Annotated in this window: 24 protein-coding genes and 1 other annotated feature; all 24 genes read left to right on the top strand. The window is 47.6% G+C overall.

Annotated elements, in window-relative coordinates; translation table 11 throughout:
• Positions 1-510: an NYN domain-containing protein gene (locus BW931_RS11815; protein WP_008592485.1), complete on the top strand. Its 510-nt coding sequence runs from the start codon at positions 1-3 to the stop codon at positions 508-510.
• A gap of 102 nt (positions 511-612) precedes the next feature.
• The gene (gene sigH, locus BW931_RS11810; protein ID WP_076572531.1) at positions 613-1,248 is read left to right on the top strand and encodes an RNA polymerase sporulation sigma factor SigH; all 636 of its coding nucleotides are present in this window, start codon (positions 613-615) and stop codon (positions 1,246-1,248) included.
• Positions 1,249-1,318: 70 nt separating this feature from the next.
• The gene (gene rpmG, locus BW931_RS11805) at positions 1,319-1,468 is read left to right on the top strand and encodes a 50S ribosomal protein L33 (RefSeq protein ID WP_008592489.1); all 150 of its coding nucleotides are present in this window, start codon (positions 1,319-1,321) and stop codon (positions 1,466-1,468) included.
• A gap of 24 nt (positions 1,469-1,492) precedes the next feature.
• Entirely contained in the window at positions 1,493-1,666 is a 174-nt protein-coding gene (secE, locus tag BW931_RS11800) for a preprotein translocase subunit SecE (protein WP_076572530.1), read from the top strand.
• Between the two features lie 97 nt (positions 1,667-1,763).
• Positions 1,764-2,306: a transcription termination/antitermination protein NusG gene (nusG, locus tag BW931_RS11795; RefSeq protein WP_076572528.1), complete on the top strand. Its 543-nt coding sequence runs from the start codon at positions 1,764-1,766 to the stop codon at positions 2,304-2,306.
• Positions 2,307-2,447: 141 nt separating this feature from the next.
• The gene (gene rplK / locus BW931_RS11790; RefSeq protein ID WP_143023837.1) at positions 2,448-2,873 is read left to right on the top strand and encodes a 50S ribosomal protein L11; all 426 of its coding nucleotides are present in this window, start codon (positions 2,448-2,450) and stop codon (positions 2,871-2,873) included.
• Between the two features lie 189 nt (positions 2,874-3,062).
• A complete protein-coding gene (rplA, locus tag BW931_RS11785) occupies positions 3,063-3,758 on the top strand; it encodes a 50S ribosomal protein L1 (RefSeq protein WP_008592498.1) in 696 nt (231 codons plus the stop codon).
• Positions 3,759-3,806: 48 nt separating this feature from the next.
• Positions 3,807-3,951, top strand: a sequence feature (ribosomal protein L10 leader region).
• Positions 3,952-3,986: 35 nt separating this feature from the next.
• Positions 3,987-4,487 (top strand): 50S ribosomal protein L10, encoded by a 501-nt coding sequence (gene rplJ / locus BW931_RS11780; protein ID WP_076572524.1) that lies wholly within the window; start codon positions 3,987-3,989, stop codon positions 4,485-4,487.
• Between the two features lie 33 nt (positions 4,488-4,520).
• Positions 4,521-4,886 carry a 50S ribosomal protein L7/L12 gene (gene rplL / locus BW931_RS11775; RefSeq protein WP_008592503.1) on the top strand — a complete coding sequence of 122 codons (366 nt, stop codon included), beginning with the start codon at positions 4,521-4,523 and terminating at the stop codon, positions 4,884-4,886.
• 81 nt (positions 4,887-4,967) lie between these two features.
• Complete coding sequence (locus tag BW931_RS11770) at positions 4,968-5,570, top strand: class I SAM-dependent methyltransferase (RefSeq protein ID WP_076572547.1); 603 nt, start codon at positions 4,968-4,970, stop codon at positions 5,568-5,570.
• A 372-nt stretch (positions 5,571-5,942) separates the two neighbouring features.
• The gene (gene rpoB / locus BW931_RS11765; RefSeq protein WP_076572522.1) at positions 5,943-9,470 is read left to right on the top strand and encodes a DNA-directed RNA polymerase subunit beta; all 3,528 of its coding nucleotides are present in this window, start codon (positions 5,943-5,945) and stop codon (positions 9,468-9,470) included.
• 59 nt (positions 9,471-9,529) lie between these two features.
• A complete protein-coding gene (gene rpoC / locus BW931_RS11760) occupies positions 9,530-13,138 on the top strand; it encodes a DNA-directed RNA polymerase subunit beta' (protein WP_076572520.1) in 3,609 nt (1,202 codons plus the stop codon).
• 122 nt (positions 13,139-13,260) lie between these two features.
• On the top strand, positions 13,261-13,509 hold the full coding sequence (locus tag BW931_RS11755) for a ribosomal L7Ae/L30e/S12e/Gadd45 family protein (protein ID WP_008592510.1): 249 nt from the start codon (positions 13,261-13,263) through the stop codon (positions 13,507-13,509).
• A gap of 95 nt (positions 13,510-13,604) precedes the next feature.
• The gene (gene rpsL / locus BW931_RS11750) at positions 13,605-14,018 is read left to right on the top strand and encodes a 30S ribosomal protein S12 (protein ID WP_008592513.1); all 414 of its coding nucleotides are present in this window, start codon (positions 13,605-13,607) and stop codon (positions 14,016-14,018) included.
• A gap of 38 nt (positions 14,019-14,056) precedes the next feature.
• Positions 14,057-14,527: a 30S ribosomal protein S7 gene (gene rpsG / locus BW931_RS11745; RefSeq protein ID WP_008592515.1), complete on the top strand. Its 471-nt coding sequence runs from the start codon at positions 14,057-14,059 to the stop codon at positions 14,525-14,527.
• Positions 14,528-14,569: 42 nt separating this feature from the next.
• Positions 14,570-16,648, top strand: a complete 2,079-nt coding sequence (gene fusA / locus BW931_RS11740; protein ID WP_076572518.1) for an elongation factor G — start codon at positions 14,570-14,572, stop codon at positions 16,646-16,648.
• A gap of 123 nt (positions 16,649-16,771) precedes the next feature.
• Positions 16,772-17,962, top strand: coding sequence for an elongation factor Tu (gene tuf / locus BW931_RS11735; RefSeq protein ID WP_076572516.1), 1,191 nt, complete (start codon positions 16,772-16,774; stop codon positions 17,960-17,962).
• Positions 17,963-18,281: 319 nt separating this feature from the next.
• Positions 18,282-18,590: a 30S ribosomal protein S10 gene (gene rpsJ, locus BW931_RS11730; RefSeq protein ID WP_008592522.1), complete on the top strand. Its 309-nt coding sequence runs from the start codon at positions 18,282-18,284 to the stop codon at positions 18,588-18,590.
• A 29-nt stretch (positions 18,591-18,619) separates the two neighbouring features.
• Positions 18,620-19,249, top strand: coding sequence for a 50S ribosomal protein L3 (rplC, locus tag BW931_RS11725; RefSeq protein ID WP_076572514.1), 630 nt, complete (start codon positions 18,620-18,622; stop codon positions 19,247-19,249).
• 24 nt (positions 19,250-19,273) lie between these two features.
• Positions 19,274-19,897 carry a 50S ribosomal protein L4 gene (gene rplD, locus BW931_RS11720; RefSeq protein ID WP_076572512.1) on the top strand — a complete coding sequence of 208 codons (624 nt, stop codon included), beginning with the start codon at positions 19,274-19,276 and terminating at the stop codon, positions 19,895-19,897.
• Positions 19,897-20,184, top strand: coding sequence for a 50S ribosomal protein L23 (gene rplW, locus BW931_RS11715; protein ID WP_076572510.1), 288 nt, complete (start codon positions 19,897-19,899; stop codon positions 20,182-20,184). Before rplD ends, rplW begins: the two co-directional genes overlap by 1 nt.
• 25 nt (positions 20,185-20,209) lie before the next feature.
• Positions 20,210-21,043: a 50S ribosomal protein L2 gene (gene rplB / locus BW931_RS11710; protein ID WP_076572508.1), complete on the top strand. Its 834-nt coding sequence runs from the start codon at positions 20,210-20,212 to the stop codon at positions 21,041-21,043.
• Between the two features lie 58 nt (positions 21,044-21,101).
• Positions 21,102-21,380: a 30S ribosomal protein S19 gene (gene rpsS, locus BW931_RS11705; RefSeq protein ID WP_008592531.1), complete on the top strand. Its 279-nt coding sequence runs from the start codon at positions 21,102-21,104 to the stop codon at positions 21,378-21,380.
• A gap of 20 nt (positions 21,381-21,400) precedes the next feature.
• Positions 21,401-21,742 (top strand): 50S ribosomal protein L22, encoded by a 342-nt coding sequence (gene rplV, locus BW931_RS11700; RefSeq protein WP_076572506.1) that lies wholly within the window; start codon positions 21,401-21,403, stop codon positions 21,740-21,742.
• Positions 21,743-21,744: the final 2 nt, after the last annotated feature.

The raw sequence follows: 21,744 nt of genomic DNA, 5'->3' as shown, positions 1-21,744 counted from the left end.
ATGAATATCCTGCTGGTTGACGGTTACAACATGATTGGTGCCTGGCCGGAGTTGAAGGAACTGCGGGATCACGATCTCTCCGGTGCCCGGGACCTGCTCATCGGAATGCTTGCGGAGTATCAGTCCTACAGAGGGGAAAGGGTCATCGTGGTTTTTGATGCGTACCACGTCAGAGGAATGGAACGTAAGCAGCAGAGCGCCAAAATCGAAGTCATTTATACGAAAGAGAACGAAACGGCGGATGAGCGGATCGAGAAACTGTCCGGAGAACTGAACGACGTACGGACGAAAGTGTACGTCGCTACTTCCGATTACGCCCAGCAACGGGTCATTTTCGCCCAGGGGGCCTACCGGATTTCCGCCCGGGAACTGTACATCGATATCGGAAATGCCCGTAAGGCAATCGAGGAAGATGTATCCGAACGAACAAAAAAAACAAAAGCTTCCAAAATCCAGCTGAAGGAAGAGGTGCGCGACGCTTTCGAAAAATGGAGACGGGGAAACCACTGAAACGCGTGTTGACGGGAAGTAAGCGCTTCCTATATAATATTCCTATATTTAGGAAGTGCGGTTTGAAAATCCTGATTCAATCTAGGAGGCAGAGGGACGGGCATGAAAACACTTCAATTGCAGGATCTGAATGATGAGCAGCTTCTTGCTCACATCACCCAGGGTAATAGTGAAGCTTTAAACTATCTGATCCAGAAATACAAAGGATTTGTCCGTGCAAAAGCGAGGACATACTTCCTCATCGGTGCTGACCGGGAGGATATCATCCAGGAGGGGATGATTGGTCTTTATAAAGCTATCCGTGATTACCAGGGGGATAAACTTTCTTCTTTCCGGGCGTTTGCGGAGCTTTGTATCACGAGGCAGATCATCACGGCCATCAAAGCCGCTACCCGTCAGAAACACATCCCGCTCAATTCATACGTATCCCTTGATAAACCGGTGTTCGATGAAGAATCGGACCGGACGCTTCTCGATGTACTTATGGGATCGCACGCAATTGATCCCGAAGAGATGATGATACATAGGGAACGATTTACGGATATAGAGAAAAGAATCGAAGAAGTGCTCAGCAAACTTGAGAAGGAAGTGCTCGCTCTGTATCTGGATGGGGATTCCTATCAGGAAATATCCGCGAAAATCAACCGTCACGTAAAATCGATCGATAATGCTCTTCAGCGTGTGAAGAAGAAAATGGAGAAATACACAGAAGCCGAAGAGTTAGCTCTTCAGGGATAATTGACACTCTATTTTAACCGTGCTACATTAGTGAGAGTGACTAAAACCTCTTTATAAGGGGACGTTTATAGTGAGAAGAAAAATTGTTCTGGCTTGTAAGGAATGCTCCAGCCGAAACTATTCAACCGAAAAGAAGTCCGGCAGTAGTGAGGAACGGTTGACAGCGCGCAAGTTCTGCAGCAACTGCAACGAACATACGCTGCACCGGGAGACGAAGTAAGATGGAGTTTGGGGGTGTCACCGCATGTTTACATTTTTGAAAAACGTATCGCGCGAAATGAAAAAAGTCAGCTGGCCCACCGGTAATGAACTGATGCGCTACACGATTACGGTTCTTGTGACCGTAGCTTTCATAGCTGTGTTCTTCGGTATCGTAGATTTTGGTATTTCCCAGGGTCTGGAACTGATCACAGGATAAAGGAAAATAAACTATGCATGGAAAACCCGTTCGCGGGTTTTTTCCAGTTAAATTAAGAAGATAAGGGAGGGAAGGACAAAGCGCTTGTCCCCACCACATGGAAAAAAGATGGTATGTTGTCCACACTTACTCAGGATATGAGAATAAGGTTCGGACTAATTTAGAAAAACGTGTCGAGTCAATGGGTATGGAAGATAAAATCTTCCGTGTCATTGTTCCTGAAGAAGACGAAACGGAAATCAAGAACGGAAAACGGAAAGTTACGAAGAAAAAGGTCTTCCCGGGATACGTGCTCGCAGAAATGGTTATGACGGATGATTCCTGGTACGTTGTTCGTAACACCCCCGGTGTAACAGGGTTCGTCGGGTCGACCGGCTCTGGATCGAAACCCATCCCTCTCCTGCCGGAAGAGGCGGAACGTGAACTGAAGCGTATGGGGATGAAAGAACCGTCCAATGTGGAAGTGGATTTTGAAGTGAACGAGCACGTGAAAGTCAACGATGGACCGTTCGCCAATTTCACCGGTACGATTGAAAATCTGGACGTGGACAAACAAAAAGTTAAAGTCCACGTAAACATGTTCGGACGGGAAACCCCGGTCGAACTCGAATTCTCTCAGATTGAGAAGCTGACGGATTAATAAAATTCTTCTTGCAAAAAAACAGGAAGAATGATAAAATTTCTATGTTATTCACATGCCCTAAGCTAACGGGGGTTCATGGATAAAGAGTGGGAGGGGAAACCCCGTAACCACATCACGGACTTTAAGGAGGTGTGTCTCGTGGCTAAAAAAGCAATAGATGTAGTAAAACTTCAAATTCCTGCAGGTAAAGCGAACCCAGCACCGCCAGTAGGTCCTGCACTAGGTCAGGCTGGTATCAACATCATGGGATTCTGTAAGGAATTCAACGCTCGTACACAAGATGAAGCGGGTATGATCATTCCGGTAGAAATTACGGTATTTGAAGACCGTTCATTTACATTCGTAACGAAAACTCCGCCAGCTGCCGTTCTTCTTAAGAAAGCAGCAGGAATCGACTCCGGTTCCGGGGAGCCGAACCGTAACAAAGTAGGTTCTGTGAAACGCGATCAAATTCGTGAAATCGCAGAAACGAAAATGCCTGATCTTAACGCTTCTGACGTTGATTCTGCAATGCGTATGGTCGAAGGTACCGCGCGCAGTATGGGACTTTCTGTCGAAGACTGATCCCGGTCGGGTAAGAACTGATAAACACAGGTTGCGAGTGGAAGAGTCTCTTCTTTCGCAACCTTTATCGTGTTAAAAGAAAAACCTGTACCTGAACGTACAGGGGGCTTCTCCTTCTTCCTGAAGGAAGGGAGAGAAGTTTAACCGTGGGAGGTCTAACCGCTAAAACCACAACGAGGAGGAAAAGAAATGGCTAACAAATCAAAAAGACAACGTGAAATTGAAAAGCTCGTTGATACTTCGAACGCATATGAAACAAGTGAAGCTATCAGTCTTGTGAAACAGACTGCGAAAGCTAACTTTGATGAAACAGTAGAAGCTGCTTTTCGTCTGGGTGTAGACCCTAAAAAAGCAGACCAGCAAATCCGCGGGGCAATGGTATTGCCGCACGGTACCGGTAAAACACAGCGTGTTCTCGTTTTCGCTAAAGGCGACAAAGCTAAAGAAGCGGAAGCGGCAGGTGCCGACTTTGTAGGAGAGCAGGATCTTATCAACAGTATCAACCAGGGATGGTTCGACTTTGATGTAGTGGTCGCTACTCCTGACATGATGGCAGAAGTAGGGAAACTTGGTCGTGTACTTGGACCAAAAGGACTTATGCCTAACCCTAAAACCGGAACAGTTACCTTCGAAATCGAAAAAGCTGTTCAGGAAATCAAAGCCGGTAAAGTAGAATACCGCGTTGATAAATCTGCGAATATCCACGTTCCAATCGGTAAAGCATCTTTCGACGAGTCGAAACTCAAAGAGAACTTCGACGCCCTTAGAGAAGAACTTCTTAAAGTGAAGCCTCAGGCGACGAAAGGTATTTACATGAAGAACGCTGCTGTATCTGCAACTATGGGTCCTGGAATCAAGGTCGACATTTCCGGCTCTTCCAAGTAATTATTCCTTGACTTTCCGGTTCAGATCAGATATGATAATCGTTGTTATATAAATGTATACGTTGTACCGTAGACAGCAGGTGCGCCCCGGGCGCTTAATTTCCTGCCGAGGTGTTCGCTTATAAACAGGCAGGTTTTCCTGCTTTATGAGGAGCCTCCATGTCTCGGTGCATGGAGGCTTTTTCTTTGCACCGGACGGTATGATGGCAGTTTATTAGGAGGTGGAACAATGAGCAAAGTAATTGAGCAGAAACAGCAGGTCGTCTCTGAAATTGCTGATAAGTTCCGCAATAGCAAAGCTGCAGTACTTGTAGATTACCGCGGTTTGAATGTCGCGGCAGCAACAGAACTTCGTGCTAACTTGCGCGAAGCAGGCGTTGACTTCAAAGTCTACAAGAACACGATGGTTCGTCGTGCAACTGCAGACGCAGATCTTACAGAACTTGATGAGGTTCTTGTAGGTCCGACTGCTCTTGCGTTCAGTGAAGAGGACGTTGTAGCTCCTGCGAAAGTTTTGAACAACTTCGCTAAAGAGCACCCGAACCTCGAAATCAAAGGCGGCGTCGTCGAAGGTCAGGTGGCGACACTTGAACAGATTCAGGAACTTGCAACCCTTCCGGATTACGAAGGACTTGTAGCTATGTTCTTGAGTGTACTGCAGGCGCCAGTGCGTAACCTTGCATATGCCACTCAGGCTATTGCTGATCAAAAAGAAGAAGAGAGTGCGTAAGTACTACTCAACATCTATTAAGGAGGAAATATCATGAGTAACGAACAAATTATCGAAGCAATCAAAGAAATGTCCGTTCTTGAACTAAACGACCTTGTAAAAGCAATCGAAGAAGAATTTGGTGTATCTGCAGCAGCTCCAGTAGCAGCAGCAGGCGCAGCAGGTGGCGAAGAAGCTGCTGAAGAGCAGACTGAATTCGACGTAGTTCTTGAAAACCCTGGAAGTTCCAAAATCAAAGTTGTTAAAGCGGTCCGCGAAGCAACTGGTCTTGGTCTTAAAGAAGCGAAAGACCTCGTTGATAACGCTCCTAAGCCTATCAAAGAAGGTATTGCTAAAGAAGACGCTGACGAGCTTAAAGCTACACTTGAAGAAGCAGGAGCTACAATCGAAGTTAAGTAATAAGTGCCCTGTGATGAAAGCCCGCTGTTTCCGGCGGGCTTTTATTTATCTCCGGAATTCCTGCAGAGAGAGGGTGACTATATGACAGAACATTACTATTCCAGAAATACGTCTAAAAAAAGTGAAAGGAAAAAATGGAGTGTGACACTGCAAGGGAAGTCATTCACATTTTTTTCCGACCACGCTGTATTTTCCAAAGGCGGTGTCGACTTCGGTTCCAGAACACTGGCGGAAACATTCCAACCCCCGGAGGTGGAGGGGGATATCCTGGATATCGGCTGCGGTTATGGCCCGATCGGCCTCGCGCTTGCATCTGAAAGCCCGGCCCGCTCGGTAGTGATGGTGGACGTGAACGCACGGGCGCTGGAACTTGCAAAGGTCAATGCGGAAGAGAACAGGATAAACAATGTTGAAATCATTGAGAGTGATGGTGCGGAAGCAGTAGAAGACCGTACGTTTGCAGCCGCTGTTACCAACCCGCCGATACGTGCCGGGAAAAAGACGGTTCACCGTATCTTTGAAGAGGCGGAACATGTGCTGAAGGAAGGCGGAGAATTATGGGTCGTAATCCAGAAGAAACAGGGGGCACCCTCCGCAGAAACAAAATTGAAAGAGCTTTTCAAAGAAGTCCATCTGATCCGGAAGAATAAAGGGTACTACATTTTTAAAGCAAAAAAGGTTTGACCCGCATTTCGGTTTGTGATAGTATAATAAAATGCCGGTATAAAAGATACGTGTCAAGTGTTTTTTTATTTTCCGGAAAACTACAACTGAAAATGTATGTAAGGTATGAGGTTTTCGAAAGAAGTAGAGGAGGCAATTTACTTAGTAGTAAAAATACGTAGAAATTCTTAGGAACTATGCGTATGTCCCTTTTCTTAATAAGGGAAACCTTTTTTTCTTTTTTGTCTAACGTTAGAGAGAAATGAAGATAAACCATTCACACTTCGTGGATGTTTACTATATTTACTTGCCAAGATTTAAGTAAGCAAGTTTTTTCGGCATGTATATGCCTTGAAATTTGTTAATAATATGCTTGTTTGAGGGGTGAATCTGTTGACAGGTCAACTAGTTCAATATGGACGACACCGCCAGCGTAGAAGTTACGCGCGTATCAGTGAAGTTTTGGAATTGCCGAATCTTATCGAGATTCAAACAGCTTCGTACGATTGGTTCCTTAAGGAAGGTTTGAAGGAGATGTTCCAGGACATCTCTCCTGTAGAAGATTTTACGGGGAATCTGTCTCTTGAGTTCGTGGATTACAGTCTCGGAGAACCGAAATATCCGGTGGATGAATCGAAGGACCGGGACGTGACGTACAACGCACCTCTTCGTGTGAAGGTTCGTCTGCACAATAAAGAAACCGGGGAAGTGAAAGAACAGGAAGTATTTATGGGAGACTTCCCGCTTATGACGGATACAGGTACTTTCATTATAAACGGTGCGGAACGTGTCATCGTTTCGCAGCTGGTCCGCTCCCCGAGTGTCTATTTCAACGCCAAAGTCGATAAGAACGGGAAACGTGGCCACACTGCCACGGTTATTCCGAACCGCGGTGCATGGCTTGAATTTGAAACGGATGCGAAAGATGTAGCCCACGTGCGTATCGACCGTACCCGTAAGATGCCGATCACTGTACTGCTTCGTGCTCTCGGTTTCAGTAACGATGAGGAAATCATCGAGCTGCTTGGAGACAACGAATATTTAAGAAATACTCTTGAAAAAGACAATACGGAGAACAGTGAGAAAGCTCTTCTGGAAATTTATGAGAGACTTCGCCCTGGAGAGCCGCCGACAGTGGAGAACGCGCGAAACCTTCTTATTTCAAGGTTCTTCGACCCGAAACGATATGACTCGGCACGCGTCGGACGTTACAAGATGAACAAGAAGCTTCATATTAAGGATCGTCTTTTTAATCAGGTGCTTGCGGAGACTCTTGTAGATGAAGAAACGGGAGAAGTTCTCGGTGAAAAAGGCGACAAAATCGACCGTCGTCTTCTGAATAGACTCATCCCTCACTTCGATAAAGAAGAGAATTCGCTCGCTGAAGAAGATCTCCAGCCTGGAGACGCAATTCTGGATGAAGATGTTAAAGTTCAATCTGTGAAGGTCGTGGATCCTACAGATCCGGAAGGTGAAAAATCGATCAATGTTATCGGTAATGCGAACGTGGATAAAGATGTGAAACATATCACTCCTGCCGATATCGTATCATCCATCAGTTATTTCTTTAACCTTCTCCATAAAGTCGGTCATACAGATGATATCGACCATCTGGGTAACCGTCGTCTGCGCAGTGTCGGAGAGTTGCTGCAGAACCAGTTCCGTATCGGTCTTTCCCGTATGGAACGTGTAATCCGTGAACGTATGTCCATCCAGGACACCTCTTCCATTACACCACAGCAGCTCATTAACATCAGACCGGTGATAGCTTCAATCAAGGAATTCTTCGGAAGTTCCCAGCTGTCCCAGTTTATGGACCAGACGAACCCGCTTGCCGAACTTACGCATAAGCGTCGTCTGTCCGCGCTTGGGCCTGGTGGTCTGACACGTGAGCGTGCAGGTTTTGAAGTTCGTGACGTTCACTACTCCCACTACGGGCGTATGTGCCCGATCGAAACGCCGGAAGGCCCGAACATCGGACTGATCAACTCGCTTTCAAGCTATGCGAAAGTGAACGAATTCGGCTTTATTGAGACGCCGTATCGCCGTGTGGACCACGAAACCGGTGAAGTCACGGAATATATCGATTACCTGACGGCGGACGAGGAAGACAACTATGTAGTCGCTCAGGCGAACGCCATTCTGAATGAAGATGGTTCTTTTGCGGACCCTGAAGTTATCGCCCGTTTCCGTGGTGAGAACACGGCCGTGAGCCGCGATCGCATCGACTATATGGACGTTTCACCGAAGCAGGTCGTTTCTGCTGCGACTGCCTGTATTCCTTTCCTTGAGAACGATGACTCCAACCGTTCTCTTATGGGTGCCAACATGCAGCGTCAGGCAGTACCTCTTATCCAGCCGGATGCCCCTATTGTAGGTACCGGGATGGAATATGTGTCCGGTAAGGATTCCGGTGCATCGGTCATCAACCGTCACCCTGGTATCGTAGAACGGGTGGAAGCGAAAGAAGTACACGTACGCCGTATCTCCGAAGTGGACGGAAAAGAAGTGGAAGGCGATCTCGACAAATACCGTCTCCAGAAATTCATCCGCTCCAACCAGGGCAGCTGTTACAACCAGCGTCCGATCGTATCCAAAGGAGACCGTGTCAACAAAGGTGAAATCCTTGCCGATGGACCTTCCATGGATATGGGAGAGCTGGCGCTCGGACAGAACCCGCTCGTGGCTTTTATGACCTGGGATGGTTATAACTACGAGGACGCCGTAATCATGAGCGAACGTCTCGTAAAAGACGATGTGTATACTTCCATCCATATCGAGGAATATGAATCGGAAGCCCGTGATACAAAACTCGGACCGGAAGAAATCACCCGCGATATTCCGAACGTAGGGGAAGAAGCTCTTCGTGATCTTGATGATCGCGGAATTATCCGCATAGGTGCAGAGGTTAGTGACGGAGATCTTCTCGTCGGTAAAGTGACGCCTAAAGGTGTTACCGAACTTTCCGCAGAAGAACGTCTCCTCCACGCTATTTTTGGAGAAAAAGCCCGTGAAGTACGGGACACTTCCCTGCGTGTGCCGCACGGTGCCGGTGGTATCGTCCTTGACGTGAAGATATTCAACCGTGAAGACGGTGATGAATTGTCTCCTGGTGTAAACCAGCTGATCCGCGTATATATCGCTCAGAAACGTAAGATTTCTGAGGGGGACAAAATGGCCGGACGTCACGGTAACAAAGGTGTCATTTCAAAAATCCTTCCGGAAGAAGACATGCCTTTCATGCCTGATGGAACACCGGTGGACGTCATGCTCAACCCGCTTGGTGTACCGTCCCGTATGAACATCGGACAGGTGCTGGAACTGCATCTCGGTATGGCTGCCCGTCAGTTGGGTGAGCGTGTCGCATCCCCTGTTTTCGACGGGGCCCGTGAAGAAGATGTGTGGGAAACACTCGAGGAAGCAGGACTTCCGCGCGATGCGAAAACGCTCCTCTATGACGGACGTACCGGAGAACCGTTCGACAACCGTATCTCCGTAGGTGTGATGTATATGATCAAGCTGTCCCACATGGTGGACGATAAACTTCACGCCCGTTCGACAGGACCTTATTCACTCGTAACTCAGCAGCCGCTTGGCGGTAAAGCGCAATTCGGCGGTCAGCGTTTCGGTGAAATGGAAGTATGGGCTCTGGAAGCATACGGTGCGGCTTATACCCTTCAGGAAATTCTGACAGTGAAGTCGGATGACGTCGTTGGACGTGTGAAAACGTATGAAGCGATCGTAAAAGGGGATAACGTCCCTGAACCCGGAGTGCCTGAATCCTTCAAGGTACTGATCAAGGAACTGCAGAGTCTCGGTATGGATGTAAAAATTCTTGCTGCCGACGAATCAGAAATAGAAATGCGAGATCTTGAAGAAGATCAGATTATCGAAACTGAAAAGCTGAATATGGAAAGCTAAGAGACGAAAGCACAAAATGGCTTGGGGAAAACCTGGAGACTTTAAGGGAGGTAAGCCCTTTGATAGATGTAAATAATTTTGAATATATGAAGATAGGTTTAGCTTCATCCGATAAGATTCGTTCCTGGTCATACGGAGAAGTGAAGAAGCCGGAAACAATCAACTACAGGACGTTGAAACCGGAGAAGGACGGTCTTTTCTGTGAGCGTATTTTCGGTCCTCAAAAGGACTGGGAGTGTCACTGCGGAAAATACAAACGTGTCCGGTACAAAGGAATTGTTTGTGACCGTTGTGGAGTGGAAGTGACGAAATCGAAAGTACGCCGTGAGCGTATGGGGCACCTGGAACTGGCTGCCCCGATTTCTCACATCTGGTACTTCAAAGGAATTCCGAGCCGGATGGGACTTGTACTTGATATGTCCCCGAGAGCGCTGGAAGAGGTCATTTATTTTGCCTCTTACATCGTTACGGATCCGGGAGAAACGGGCCTTGAGAAGAAACAGCTTCTTTCCGAGAAGGAATACCGTTCGTATCGCGAGAAGTACAGAACCGGTTTTCATGCTGATATGGGAGCCGAAGCAATCCGTCTCCTTCTATATGATATAGATCTTGATGAAGAAGTGGGAACACTTAAAGAAGAATTGAAAACAGCTCAGGGGCAGCGACGCACAAGAGCGATTAAGCGTCTCGAGGTGCTGGAGTCCTTCCGTAACTCAGGGAATGACCCTGCGTGGATGATTCTTGATGTTCTTCCGGTCATCCCTCCGGAGCTTCGTCCGATGGTACAGCTGGATGGAGGCCGTTTTGCGACATCCGACCTGAACGATCTGTATCGCCGGGTCATCAACCGTAACAACCGTCTGAAGCGTCTGCTTGATCTTGGAGCTCCGACTATTATCGTGCAAAACGAAAAACGTATGCTTCAGGAAGCAGTGGATGCGCTCATCGATAACGGGCGTCGCGGTCGTCCGGTCACCGGTCCCGGTAACCGTCCTTTGAAATCTCTTTCTCACATGCTGAAAGGGAAACAGGGTCGTTTCCGTCAGAACCTGCTCGGGAAACGTGTCGACTATTCCGGTCGTTCCGTTATCATCGTAGGTCCGAGTCTGAAAATGTACCAGTGTGGGCTCCCGAGAGAAATGGCGCTGGAACTGTTCAAACCGTTCGTTATGAAAGAGCTTGTCTCAAGAGGTCTTGCTCACAACATCAAATCGGCGAAACGTAAGATTGAACGGGTTCACGACGAAGTATGGGATGTACTGGAAGACGTTATCAAAGAACATCCGGTACTGTTGAACCGCGCACCTACACTTCACCGTCTGGGTATCCAGGCTTTCGAACCGACACTGGTGGAAGGACGGGCAATCCGCCTTCACCCGCTCGTTTGTACTGCTTATAACGCAGACTTCGACGGGGACCAGATGGCCGTGCACGTTCCGCTTTCTTCCGAGGCTCAGGCAGAAGCACGCATCCTGATGCTTGCCGCTCAGAACATCCTGAACCCGAAAGATGGAAAACCGGTCGTTACACCGTCCCAGGACATGGTACTCGGTAACTATTACCTTTCTCTTGAGAGGAAAGGCGCTATCGGTGAAGGTATGAGATTCAAAGATCTGAACGAAGCTCTTATGGCTTATCAGAACGGATATGTACACTTGCACACACGTGTAGCAGTACAGGCCAGTTCACTTAAAAACGAAACTTTCACCGAAGAACAGAAGAACCAGATGCTGGTTACGACTGTCGGGAAGCTTATTTTCAACGACATGCTTCCGGCTTCGTTCCCTTACATGAACGAGCCGACTCAGAGCAACCTGGAAATTAAAACACCTGATCATTACTTCATCGAAAAAGGTACGGACGTCCACGAAGATCTGAAGCAAAGAGAAGTTGTACCACCTTTCAAAAAAGGTATACTCGGTGATATCATCGCTGAAGTGTTCAAGCGCTTCTCTATCAGTGAAACGTCCCGTATGCTGGATGAGATGAAAGATCTCGGTTTCAAATATTCCACGAAGGCCGGTATTACAGTCGGGGTTTCCGACGTAGTAGTACTGAGTGACAAAGAAGAAATTCTCGATGAGGGACAGGCGAAAGTGGATAAAGTCTCCAAGCAGTACCGCCGTGGTCTAATTACAGATACAGAGCGTTATAACCGCGTCATTGAAATCTGGTCACAGGCGAAAGATACGATTCAGGAACGTCTGATGGCGTCTCTCGATACTACCAACCCGATTTACATGATGAGTGATTCCGGAGCGCGTGGTAACGCATCCAACTTCACTCAGCTCGCCGGTATGCGTGGTTTGATGGCTAACCCGTCCGGACAGATCATCGAACTTCCGATCAAGTCCAGTTTCCGGGAAGGTCTTACTGTTCTTGAGTACTTTATTTCCACACACGGGGCACGTAAAGGTCTAGCGGACACCGCGCTTAAGACTGCCGACTCCGGGTACCTCACCCGTCGTCTTGTAGACGTGGCTCAGGATGTAATTGTACGTGAAGATGATTGCGGAACGGACAGAGGACTGAACGTGTCCGCTCTTAAAGAAGGTTCCGAAGTCATCGAACCGCTCGTGGATCGTCTCGTTGGACGGACGTCATTCCAGAAAGTGACTCATCCGGAGACCGGAGAGGTGCTGGCTGTGCGTAACGAAATCATCTCCGAAGAAGCAGCGAAAACGATTGAAGATTCCGGAGTGGAAGAGGTAACTATCCGCTCGGCCTTCACTTGTCATACGAAACACGGCGTTTGTAAGAAGTGTTACGGTCGTAACCTGGCAACAGGTGACGAAGTGGAAGTCGGAGAGGCAGTAGGAATCATTGCTGCTCAGTCTATCGGTGAACCTGGTACGCAGCTTACTATGCGTACGTTCCACACAGGCGGAGTTGCCGGAGATGACATCACGCAGGGTCTTCCGCGTATCCAGGAGATCGTGGAGGCACGTAATCCGAAAGGACAGGCGGTCATCTCAGAAATCGACGGTTCGGTGTATGATGTGAAAGAAGTTAAAGAGAAACTTGAAATCACTGTACAGGGAGCCGTAGAATCCCGAAGTTATACAGCTCCTTACGGGGCAAGAATGAAACTGAACGTCGGAGATGAAGTGAAATCCGGGGACGCTCTTACGGAAGGTTCTATCGATCCGAAAGAACTGCTTCAGGTAAGAGGTCTTGAAGGGGTGGAAGCTTACCTCCTTAAAGAAGTTCAGAAAGTGTACCGTATGCAAGGGGTGGAAATTTCCGATAAACACGTAGAAGTAATGGTGCGCCAGATGCTTCGTAAGGTGCGTGTGCTGGACTCCGGTGATACGGATGTACTTCCAGGGACTCTCATGGAAATCCATCAGTTCAAAGAAGCCAACCAGCGTGTACTCATGGAAGGCGGGCAGCCGGCAGTCGGCAGACCGGTCATCCTTGGTATTACGAAGGCTTCTCTTGAAACGGACAGCTTCCTTTCGGCTGCTTCCTTCCAGGAAACGACTCGTGTCCTGACCGATGCAGCGATCAAAGGAAAACGCGATGAACTACTTGGTCTTAAAGAGAACGTTATTATCGGTAAACTTGTGCCTGCGGGTACCGGCATGAATCGTTATCGTACGATCCAGTCCGAACACGAGAACAAGAACCGGGAAGAGCAGGTTCAGGAAGAACCTACGCAAGCTTAAATACAAGGGTGACAGAAGGAAGCACCTTGAGAAAAAACTCTATGGAGTGTTGACACTCATAGGATAGGGTGGTACTATAATCAAGGTGCTTCCACAACCTTGTTACTTTGGAGGATATGCTATTGTCTTATGAAAAAGTAGCACAGGCTAAATCGAATTTAGTGATTGGAACAAAGCAGACCATCAAAGCGATTAAAGCCGGAACAGTAACGGAAGTGATAGTGGCAGCAGATGCCGATCCGGAAGTTACAGGAAAGGTGATCAAAGTCGCCCGTCAATTTTCCGTTGACTACCATGAAGTTCCATCAGCAAAAGAACTCGGAAACGCCTGCGGAATTGATGTAGGTGCTGCAACAGTGGCTATTAAATAACAGGTTTTGGCGCGTGTCGCGCGAAAGCTTTGTTTTTTGCCTTTTTATGAACCACCTGGATGTGTGGTATTAAGAAATGAAGGGAGGACAACATCATGCCAACAATTAACCAACTCGTACGTAAAGGCCGTGTGAGTAAAAGTAAAAAAACTGACTCACCAGCTCTTAACAAGGGGTATAACAGTTACAGAAAACGCATGACTGACGAGCCATCTCCACAAAAACGTGGTGTATGTACCCGTGTCGGTACAATGGCTCCGAAGAAACCGAACTCGGCTCTTCGTAAATATGCACGTGTGCGTTTGACTAACCAGCTCGAAGTGAACGCCTACATTCCTGGAATGGGGCACAATCTTCAGGAGCACAGTGTGGTACTTATCCGTGGCGGTCGTGTTAAAGACTTGCCAGGTGTACGTTATCACGTTGTTCGCGGTGCGCTTGACACAGCACCGGTAGAAGGCCGCAGACAAGGCCGTTCCAAGTACGGTAGAAAAAAACCTAAGCAGTAAAATAAAATGATAAACACTCGAAGGAAGGAGGGGGACATATGCCACGTAAAGGTCCAGTAGCTAAACGTGATGTGTTAGCCGACCCTATTTATGATTCCAAGCTAGTAACGCGTCTGATCAACCAGATTATGGTACATGGTAAGCGCGGGAAAGCTCAGACTATTCTTTACAAAGCATTTGAACTCGTTCAGGAACGTAGCGGAAATGATGCAATGGAGGCTTTTGACGAAGCCATGAAGAACGTAATGCCAGTACTTGAAGTACGCGCCCGCCGCGTCGGTGGTTCCAACTATCAGGTACCGGTTGAAGTTCGTCCGGAGCGTCGTCAGGCACTCGGACTCCGTTTTCTTGTAAACTATGCGCGTCTACGCGGCGAGAAGACAATGCAGGAACGTCTGGCGAATGAAATTCTTGACGCAGCAAACAATACAGGTGCTGCCGTGAAACGCCGTGAAGAAATGCACAAGATGGCCGAAGCGAACAAAGCATTCGCTCACTATCGCTGGTAAGTACGAGAAACAAAAATTCTTAATTAGGGAGGAGAAGGATTCATGCCTAGAGAGTTCTCCTTGGAAAATACTCGGAACATTGGCATCATGGCTCACATCGATGCCGGTAAAACGACAGCAACAGAACGTATCCTTTTCTACACGGGGCGTATTCACAAAATCGGAGAAACACACGAAGGTGCTTCTCAGATGGACTGGATGTCCCAGGAGCAGGAGCGTGGAATCACGATTACTTCTGCAGCAACGACAGCACAATGGAAAGGTCACCGTATCAACATCATCGATACACCGGGACACGTAGACTTCACAGTCGAAGTGGAACGTTCCCTGCGTGTATTGGACGGATCCATTGCTGTACTGGACGCCCAGTCCGGTGTAGAACCTCAGACAGAAACAGTATGGCGCCAGGCGACGACGTACGGCGTTCCGCGTATCGTATTCGTCAACAAGATGGATAAAGTAGGAGCAGATTTCATCTACTCCCTCGGAACCCTTCAGGAACGTCTCGGAGCTAACGCTGCGGCTGTACAGCTTCCAATCGGTGCCGAAGATCACTTCGAAGGAATTATCGATCTGATCTCTATGCAAGCCTTCTACTATCTTGATGATCTCGGAACGCGTGCGGAAGCCCGCGAAATCCCGGATGAGTATAAAGAACAGGCGGAAGAATACCGTGGTAAACTTATCGAGTCCGTTGCAGAACTTGACGAAGAGCTCATGATGAAATATCTCGAAGGAGAAGAAATCAACAACGACGAGCTTAAGAAAGCTATTCGTCAGGGTACCCTGGACGTTGAGTTCTACCCGGTATACTGCGGATCTGCCTTTAAAAACAAAGGTGTTCAGCTACTTGTTGACGGAGTTATCGACTACCTTCCATCACCGCTGGATGTACGTGCCATTGAAGGCCACGTGCCACAGACGGAAGAAGAAGTAGTACGTAAACCTGACGATGACGAGCCGTTCTCCGCTCTTGCATTCAAAGTGGCGACGGATCCTTACGTCGGTAAACTTACTTTCTTCAGGGTTTACTCAGGTACGTTGAAATCCGGTTCATACGTGAAAAACTCCACGAAGGATAAACGTGAGCGTGTAGGTCGTATCCTGCAGATGCACGCAAACTCCCGTGAAGAGATTTCACAAGTGTACTCCGGTGACATCGCCGGTGCCGTCGGACTTAAAGATACTGGAACAGGAGACACATTGTGTGATGAAAAGAGTCTCGTTATTCTTGAAACCATGGAATTCCCTGAACCGGTAATCGACGTAGCGATCGAGCCGAAATCGAAAGCGGATCAGGACAAAATGTCCATCGCTCTTGGTAAACTGGCAGAAGAAGATCCTACATTCCGTACGGAAACACATGAAGAAACCGGTCAGACGATCATCTCCGGTATGGGTGAACTTCACCTGGACATCATTGTTGACCGTCTGAAACGTGAATTCAAAGTGGACGCCGACATCGGTGCTCCGCAGGTTGCCTATCGTGAAACATTCCGCGCTTCTGCGAATGTGGAAGGTAAATTCGTACGTCAGTCCGGCGGACGTGGTCAGTATGGACACGTATGGGTCACTATCGAACCTAACGAAGAAGGTGCCGGTTTTGAGTTCGTGAACAAAATCGTCGGTGGTGTAGTACCACGCGAATATATCCCTTCCGTTGAACAGGGACTCAGAGAATCAATGGAAAACGGTGTGTTGGCCGGTTACCCGCTTGTTGACGTTAAAGCTACTCTTTTCGATGGAAGCTACCACGATGTAGACTCTAACGAAATGGCATTTAAAGTAGCTGGTTCCATGGCGCTTAAAGAAGCGAAAAGTAAATGTCAGCCGGTACTTCTTGAGCCGATGATGAGAGTAGAAATCGTCATCCCTGAAGAGTACATGGGAGACATCATGGGTGATGTCACTTCACGTCGTGGACGTGTAGACGGTATGGAAGCTCGCGGACCGGCTCAGGTCGTAAACGCGTACGTACCGCTTTCCGAAATGTTCGGTTACGCGACTGCTCTTCGTTCTAACACGCAGGGTCGCGGAGCTTACACTATGTACTTTGATCACTATGCAGAAGTGCCGAAAAGCATTTCCGAAGAGATCATTAAGAAAAACGTCGGTGGTTAATTAATCTTATTGACGTTTAAAAGGAATAATTGTATGGTAAGCAGAGAAGAATTTGGTTTCTTCCCTGCTCCATCCAATACCTTTATAAATACATTTTCATTATATTAAAGGAGGAACTATAGAATGGCTAAAGAAAAATTCGACCGGTCAAAGTCCCACGTTAACATTGGTACTATCGGACACGTTGACCATGGTAAAACAACTCTAACTGCAGCAATCACAACTGTACTTCACAAAACTTCCGGTAGCGGGGAAGCTCGCGCATACGACTCCATCGATGGAGCACCTGAAGAGCGCGAGCGTGGGATCACTATCTCCACAGCTCACGTTGAGTACGAAACTGAAACTCGCCACTATGCACACGTAGACTGCCCAGGTCACGCTGACTATGTTAAAAACATGATCACTGGTGCAGCTCAAATGGACGGAGCTATCCTTGTAGTATCCGCAGCTGACGGTCCGATGCCACAAACTCGTGAGCACATCCTTCTATCCCGTCAGGTTGGTGTTCCGGCTATCGTTGTTTTCCTTAACAAAACTGACATGGTAGACGACGAAGAACTTCTTGAACTTGTTGAAATGGAAGTTCGCGATCTTCTATCCGAGTATGACTTCGACGGAGACGAGTCTCCGGTTGTTAAAGGTTCTGCTCTTAAAGCTATCGAAGGCGATGCTGACCACGAGCAGGCTATCCTTGACCTTATGGCTGAAGTTGATGCTCACATCCCAACACCGGACCGTGACACAGACAAGCCATTCATGATGCCTGTTGAGGACGTTTTCTCCATCACTGGCCGTGGTACAGTTGCGACTGGCCGTGTTGAGCGTGGACAGGTTAAAGTCGGTGACGATGTAGAAATCATCGGTCTTGCTCCAGAAGCTAAGAAAACTACTGTAACTGGTGTTGAAATGTTCCGTAAGCTTCTCGACTATGCAGAAGCTGGCGACAACATTGGTGCACTTCTACGTGGTGTAGCGCGTGAAGATATCAACCGCGGTCAGGTTCTTGCCAAGCCGGGTTCTATCACACCGCACACGAAATTCCACGCGGAAGTATATGTACTTTCAAAAGATGAAGGTGGACGTCACACTCCATTCTTCGACAACTATCGTCCGCAATTCTACTTCCGTACTACGGACGTAACTGGTGTTATCGAACTTCCTGAGGGAGTAGAAATGGTAATGCCTGGCGATAACGTAGAGATGACAGTTAACCTTATCTCTCCAATCGCAATCGAAGACGGTACGAAGTTCTCCATCCGTGAAGGTGGACGTACTGTAGGCGCCGGCGTTGTTGCCCGTATCGACGAGTAATAATGAAAGCCCGGAAAGATCAGGGGATGCTCCCCTGATCTTTTTTTGTGTACAGAACATTTCCATTCGTGAAGAAGTTTTCAAAACGGAGTTGCGTTGAGCGAAAAAAATAGGTAAACTATTTAAGGATGATCACATAAAAATTAACTGAACCCCTTGCATTCAAGGGGGTTTTTCTTTATAATGTTTAATGTTGGTCATGAAAGACGATGATACGGAAGGTTGTTGACACACCCGGCCCCTTTGCCATGGCGGGTGAGTCAAGGAATTTTCGTGGAGCCAGTCTGTTTTAAAAATAGGCGATAAAGGAGGGAAAATAATGGCAAAAGAGAAAATTCGTATTCGTTTGAAGGCGTTCGATCACAGAGTCCTGGATCAGTCCGCTGAAAAGATTGTAGATACAGCTAACCGTTCTGGAGCTGAAGTATCGGGTCCGATCCCGCTTCCTACAGACAAATCGGTGTACACTGTACTACGTGCGACCCACAAATTCAAAGATGCTCGTGAGCAGTTTGAAATGCGCACACACAAGCGTCTTATCGACATTGTAAACCCGACACCACAAACGGTCGATGCATTGATGCGTCTGGACCTGCCGTCTGGTGTAGATATTGAAATCAAACTATAAATGAAACGATATAATAGGAGGTGTAACGGATGACGAAAAGTATCTTAGGACGTAAAGTCGGTATGACTCAGATCTTCTCCGATAACGGAGAACTTGTACCTGTAACAGTAATTCAGGCTGAGCCGAACGTAGTTCTTCAAAAGAAAACTACGGAAAATGACGGTTACGATTCCATTCAATTAGGTTTCGCTGATCAAAAAGCGAATCGTGTGAAAAAGCCTGAAACAGGACATGCTAAAAAAGCTAACACAACACCTAAGCGCTACGTTCGTGAAGTCCGTAACGTTAATACTGACGACTATGAACTTGGTCAGGAAGTTAAGGTGGATTTATTCGCAGAAGGTGACGCAATCGACGTAACAGGAACATCCAAAGGGAAAGGGTTCCAGGGAACGATTAAACGTTTCAACCACTCCCGCGGACCTGAAACACACGGTTCACGCTATCACCGTCGCCCTGGTACGCTTGGGGATATCAACTCCATGCACGTATTTAAAGGCAAAGACCTTCCGGGTCAGATGGGTGGCAATCAGGTAACCATTCAAAACCTTGAAGTAGTGAAAGTTGACGCTGAGCGCAACCTGCTTCTCGTTAAAGGTAACGTACCTGGTGCGAAAAAATCTTACGTACAAGTTCAAAGTGCGGTCAAGGCTAACTAATAATAAACGAAAGGAGGATATGTCATGCCTAAAGTAGCACTATTTAACCAAAGCGGTTCGAAAGTTGGAGATTTGGATTTGAACGATGCAGTATTCGGTATCGAACCGAACACACACGTGCTTCACGAAACTGTTCTTATGCAGCAGGCTTCCAAGCGTCAGGGGACGCATAAAGTGAAGACACGCGGCGAAGTGAGTGGCGGTGGACGTAAACCATGGCGCCAGAAAGGTACAGGTCGTGCCCGTCAAGGTACTATCCGTGCCCCGCAATGGGTAGGCGGCGGAACAGTATTCGGCCCTACACCACGCAGCTACAGTTACAAATTGCCTAAAAAAGTACGTCGTCTTGCACTTCGTTCTGCTTACTCTTCAAAAGTTCAGGAAGAAAACCTTTTTGCCGTAGAAGAGTTGTCCATGGACGCTCCGAAAACGAAAGAAGTAGTCAACTTCCTTAAAGCACTGGACGCAAACGAAAGCACACTAATCATTACAGCACAGAAAGAAGAAAATGTCGTTCTTTCTTCCAATAACCTGCCAAAAGTCGAAACGGTAACGTTTGACCAAGTAAGCGTTCTTGATTTGCTTACGCATGACAAAGTTATTGTAACGAAAGATGCGGCTGAAAAAGTAGGGGAGGTGCTCTCATAATGAAAGAACCACGCGATATTATTAAGCGCCCCGTAATCACTGAGAATTCTGCCGATCTTATGGGAGAAAAGAAATACACGTTTGAAGTGGAAACAAAAGCTAATAAAACGGAGATCAGAAAAGCAGTCGAAGAGATTTTCGGAGTAGAAGTAGCCGGCGTCAACACTATCAACCGCAAAGGTAAATTCAAGCGCATGGGCAGGTACGGTGGATACCGTTCCGATAAGAAACGTGCGATTGTTACACTTACTGAAAACAGTGAAGAAATCGAATTTTTCGAAGTATAAATAAAAACTGAAGGAGGGAAAAAAGATGGCGATTAAAAAATTCCGTCCAATAACTAATGGTCGTCGGCATATGTCTATGTCAGACTTCGCAGAAATTACTACGGACAAACCGGAACGCTCCCTGCTTACTCCGCTGCACAAACGCGGTGGACGTAACACGCACGGTCGTATCACGGTTCGTCATCAAGGCGGCGGACACAAGCGTCAGTACCGTGTTATCGACTTCAAACGCGATAAAGACGGAATACCAGGACGCGTTGCTACGATCGAATACGATCCGAACCGTTCCGCTAACATTGCATTGATCAACTATGCAGATGGGGAGAAGCGCTACATCCTTGCACCGAAAGGTCTTAAAGTAGGCAAAGAAATTTCTTCCGGGAAAGATGCAGACATCAAACCGGGTAACGCAAAAAAACTGATCGACCTGCCTGTAGGTACGACAGTACACAACGTTGAACTGAAACCAGGACGCGGCGGTCAGCTTGTACGCTCCGCAGGTGCTTCCGGTCAGATTCTCGGTCGTGAAGGCAAGTACACACTTGTACGTCTCGCTTCCGGAGAGGTTCGCCTCATCCTCAGCACGTGCCGTGCAACTATCGGCCAGGTAGGAAACGTTGAACATGAACTTATCAGCATCGGTAAAGCTGGACGTTCCCGCTGGCAAGGTAAGCGCCCGGGTGTACGTGGTTCTGTTATGAACCCTAGTGATCACCCACACGGTGGTGGTGAAGGCCGTGCCCCTATCGGTATGCCATCTCCAGTTACACCATGGGGTCAGCCGACTCTTGGTTACAAGACGCGTAAACGTAATAAATCTACTGATAAATATATTGTACGCAGAAAAGGTAAAAAATAACGGGATTGAAAGGGCGGGATAACAACCCCGTCTCTCAATCGCGAAGGGAGGTTTATCAATGGGCCGCAGCCTGAAAAAGGGACCTTTTGTAGATGACCATTTGATGAAAAAAGTCGAAAGCAACAACGAAGGTAACAACAGTCACGTGATCAAAACGTGGTCACGCCGTTCCACAATTTTCCCAAACTTCGTCGGTCAGACAATTGCTGTATATGACGGACGTAAACATGTACCAGTTTATGTTACAGAAGACATGGTAGGACACAAACTGGGTGAATTCGCACCGACCCGTACGTTCAAAGGGCACTCTGGTGACGACAGAAAAACAAAACGCTAAGGTAGAGAGGAGGCACTTCCATGCAAGCTAAAGCAGTTGCTAAAACAGTCCGTATCGCTCCTCGTAAAGCGCGTTTAGTTATCGACTTGATTCGAGGAATGGACACCGGTGATGCTATTGCGACACTACGCAACACAAATCGCGGAGCTTCGCCGATTATTGAAAAAGTATTGAATTCAGCTATCGCTAACGCTGAACACAACAATGAGCTGGATCCTGACAACCTGGTCGTTTCCGAAGCATTCGTAGACGAAGGCACAACACTCAAACGTTTCCGTCCACGTGCTATGGGACGCGCGAGTCAGATCAATAAAAGAACCAGCCACATCACAGTGGTTGTATCAGAAAAGAAGGAGGGATAATC

Source organism: Salimicrobium salexigens, assembly GCF_900156705.1.
Taxonomy (GTDB): domain Bacteria; phylum Bacillota; class Bacilli; order Bacillales; family Halobacillaceae; genus Salimicrobium; species Salimicrobium album.
The sequence above is the reverse complement of the archived record's forward strand: the minus strand, read 5'-3'. Positions and strand labels throughout refer to the sequence as shown.

Excerpts from the sequence above, each read along its gene's own strand:
- BW931_RS11770 (WP_076572547.1), top strand. The coding sequence starts at position 4,968 with ATGACAGAACATTACTATTCCAGAAATACGTCTAAAAAAAGTGAAAGG.
- rplL (WP_008592503.1), top strand. The coding sequence starts at position 4,521 with ATGAGTAACGAACAAATTATCGAAGCAATCAAAGAAATGTCCGTTCTT.
- rpsJ (WP_008592522.1), top strand. The coding sequence starts at position 18,282 with ATGGCAAAAGAGAAAATTCGTATTCGTTTGAAGGCGTTCGATCACAGA.
- rplD (WP_076572512.1), top strand. The coding sequence starts at position 19,274 with ATGCCTAAAGTAGCACTATTTAACCAAAGCGGTTCGAAAGTTGGAGAT.
- BW931_RS11815 (WP_008592485.1), top strand. The coding sequence starts at position 1 with ATGAATATCCTGCTGGTTGACGGTTACAACATGATTGGTGCCTGGCCG.
- rpsS (WP_008592531.1), top strand. The coding sequence starts at position 21,102 with ATGGGCCGCAGCCTGAAAAAGGGACCTTTTGTAGATGACCATTTGATG.
- rpsL (WP_008592513.1), top strand. The coding sequence starts at position 13,605 with ATGCCAACAATTAACCAACTCGTACGTAAAGGCCGTGTGAGTAAAAGT.
- rplB (WP_076572508.1), top strand. The coding sequence starts at position 20,210 with ATGGCGATTAAAAAATTCCGTCCAATAACTAATGGTCGTCGGCATATG.
- rplJ (WP_076572524.1), top strand. The coding sequence starts at position 3,987 with ATGAGCAAAGTAATTGAGCAGAAACAGCAGGTCGTCTCTGAAATTGCT.
- rplW (WP_076572510.1), top strand. The coding sequence starts at position 19,897 with ATGAAAGAACCACGCGATATTATTAAGCGCCCCGTAATCACTGAGAAT.
- tuf (WP_076572516.1), top strand. The coding sequence starts at position 16,772 with ATGGCTAAAGAAAAATTCGACCGGTCAAAGTCCCACGTTAACATTGGT.
- secE (WP_076572530.1), top strand. The coding sequence starts at position 1,493 with ATGTTTACATTTTTGAAAAACGTATCGCGCGAAATGAAAAAAGTCAGC.
- rplC (WP_076572514.1), top strand. The coding sequence starts at position 18,620 with ATGACGAAAAGTATCTTAGGACGTAAAGTCGGTATGACTCAGATCTTC.
- rplA (WP_008592498.1), top strand. The coding sequence starts at position 3,063 with ATGGCTAACAAATCAAAAAGACAACGTGAAATTGAAAAGCTCGTTGAT.
- sigH (WP_076572531.1), top strand. The coding sequence starts at position 613 with ATGAAAACACTTCAATTGCAGGATCTGAATGATGAGCAGCTTCTTGCT.
- nusG (WP_076572528.1), top strand. The coding sequence starts at position 1,764 with ATGGAAAAAAGATGGTATGTTGTCCACACTTACTCAGGATATGAGAAT.
- rpsG (WP_008592515.1), top strand. The coding sequence starts at position 14,057 with ATGCCACGTAAAGGTCCAGTAGCTAAACGTGATGTGTTAGCCGACCCT.
- rplV (WP_076572506.1), top strand. The coding sequence starts at position 21,401 with ATGCAAGCTAAAGCAGTTGCTAAAACAGTCCGTATCGCTCCTCGTAAA.
- fusA (WP_076572518.1), top strand. The coding sequence starts at position 14,570 with ATGCCTAGAGAGTTCTCCTTGGAAAATACTCGGAACATTGGCATCATG.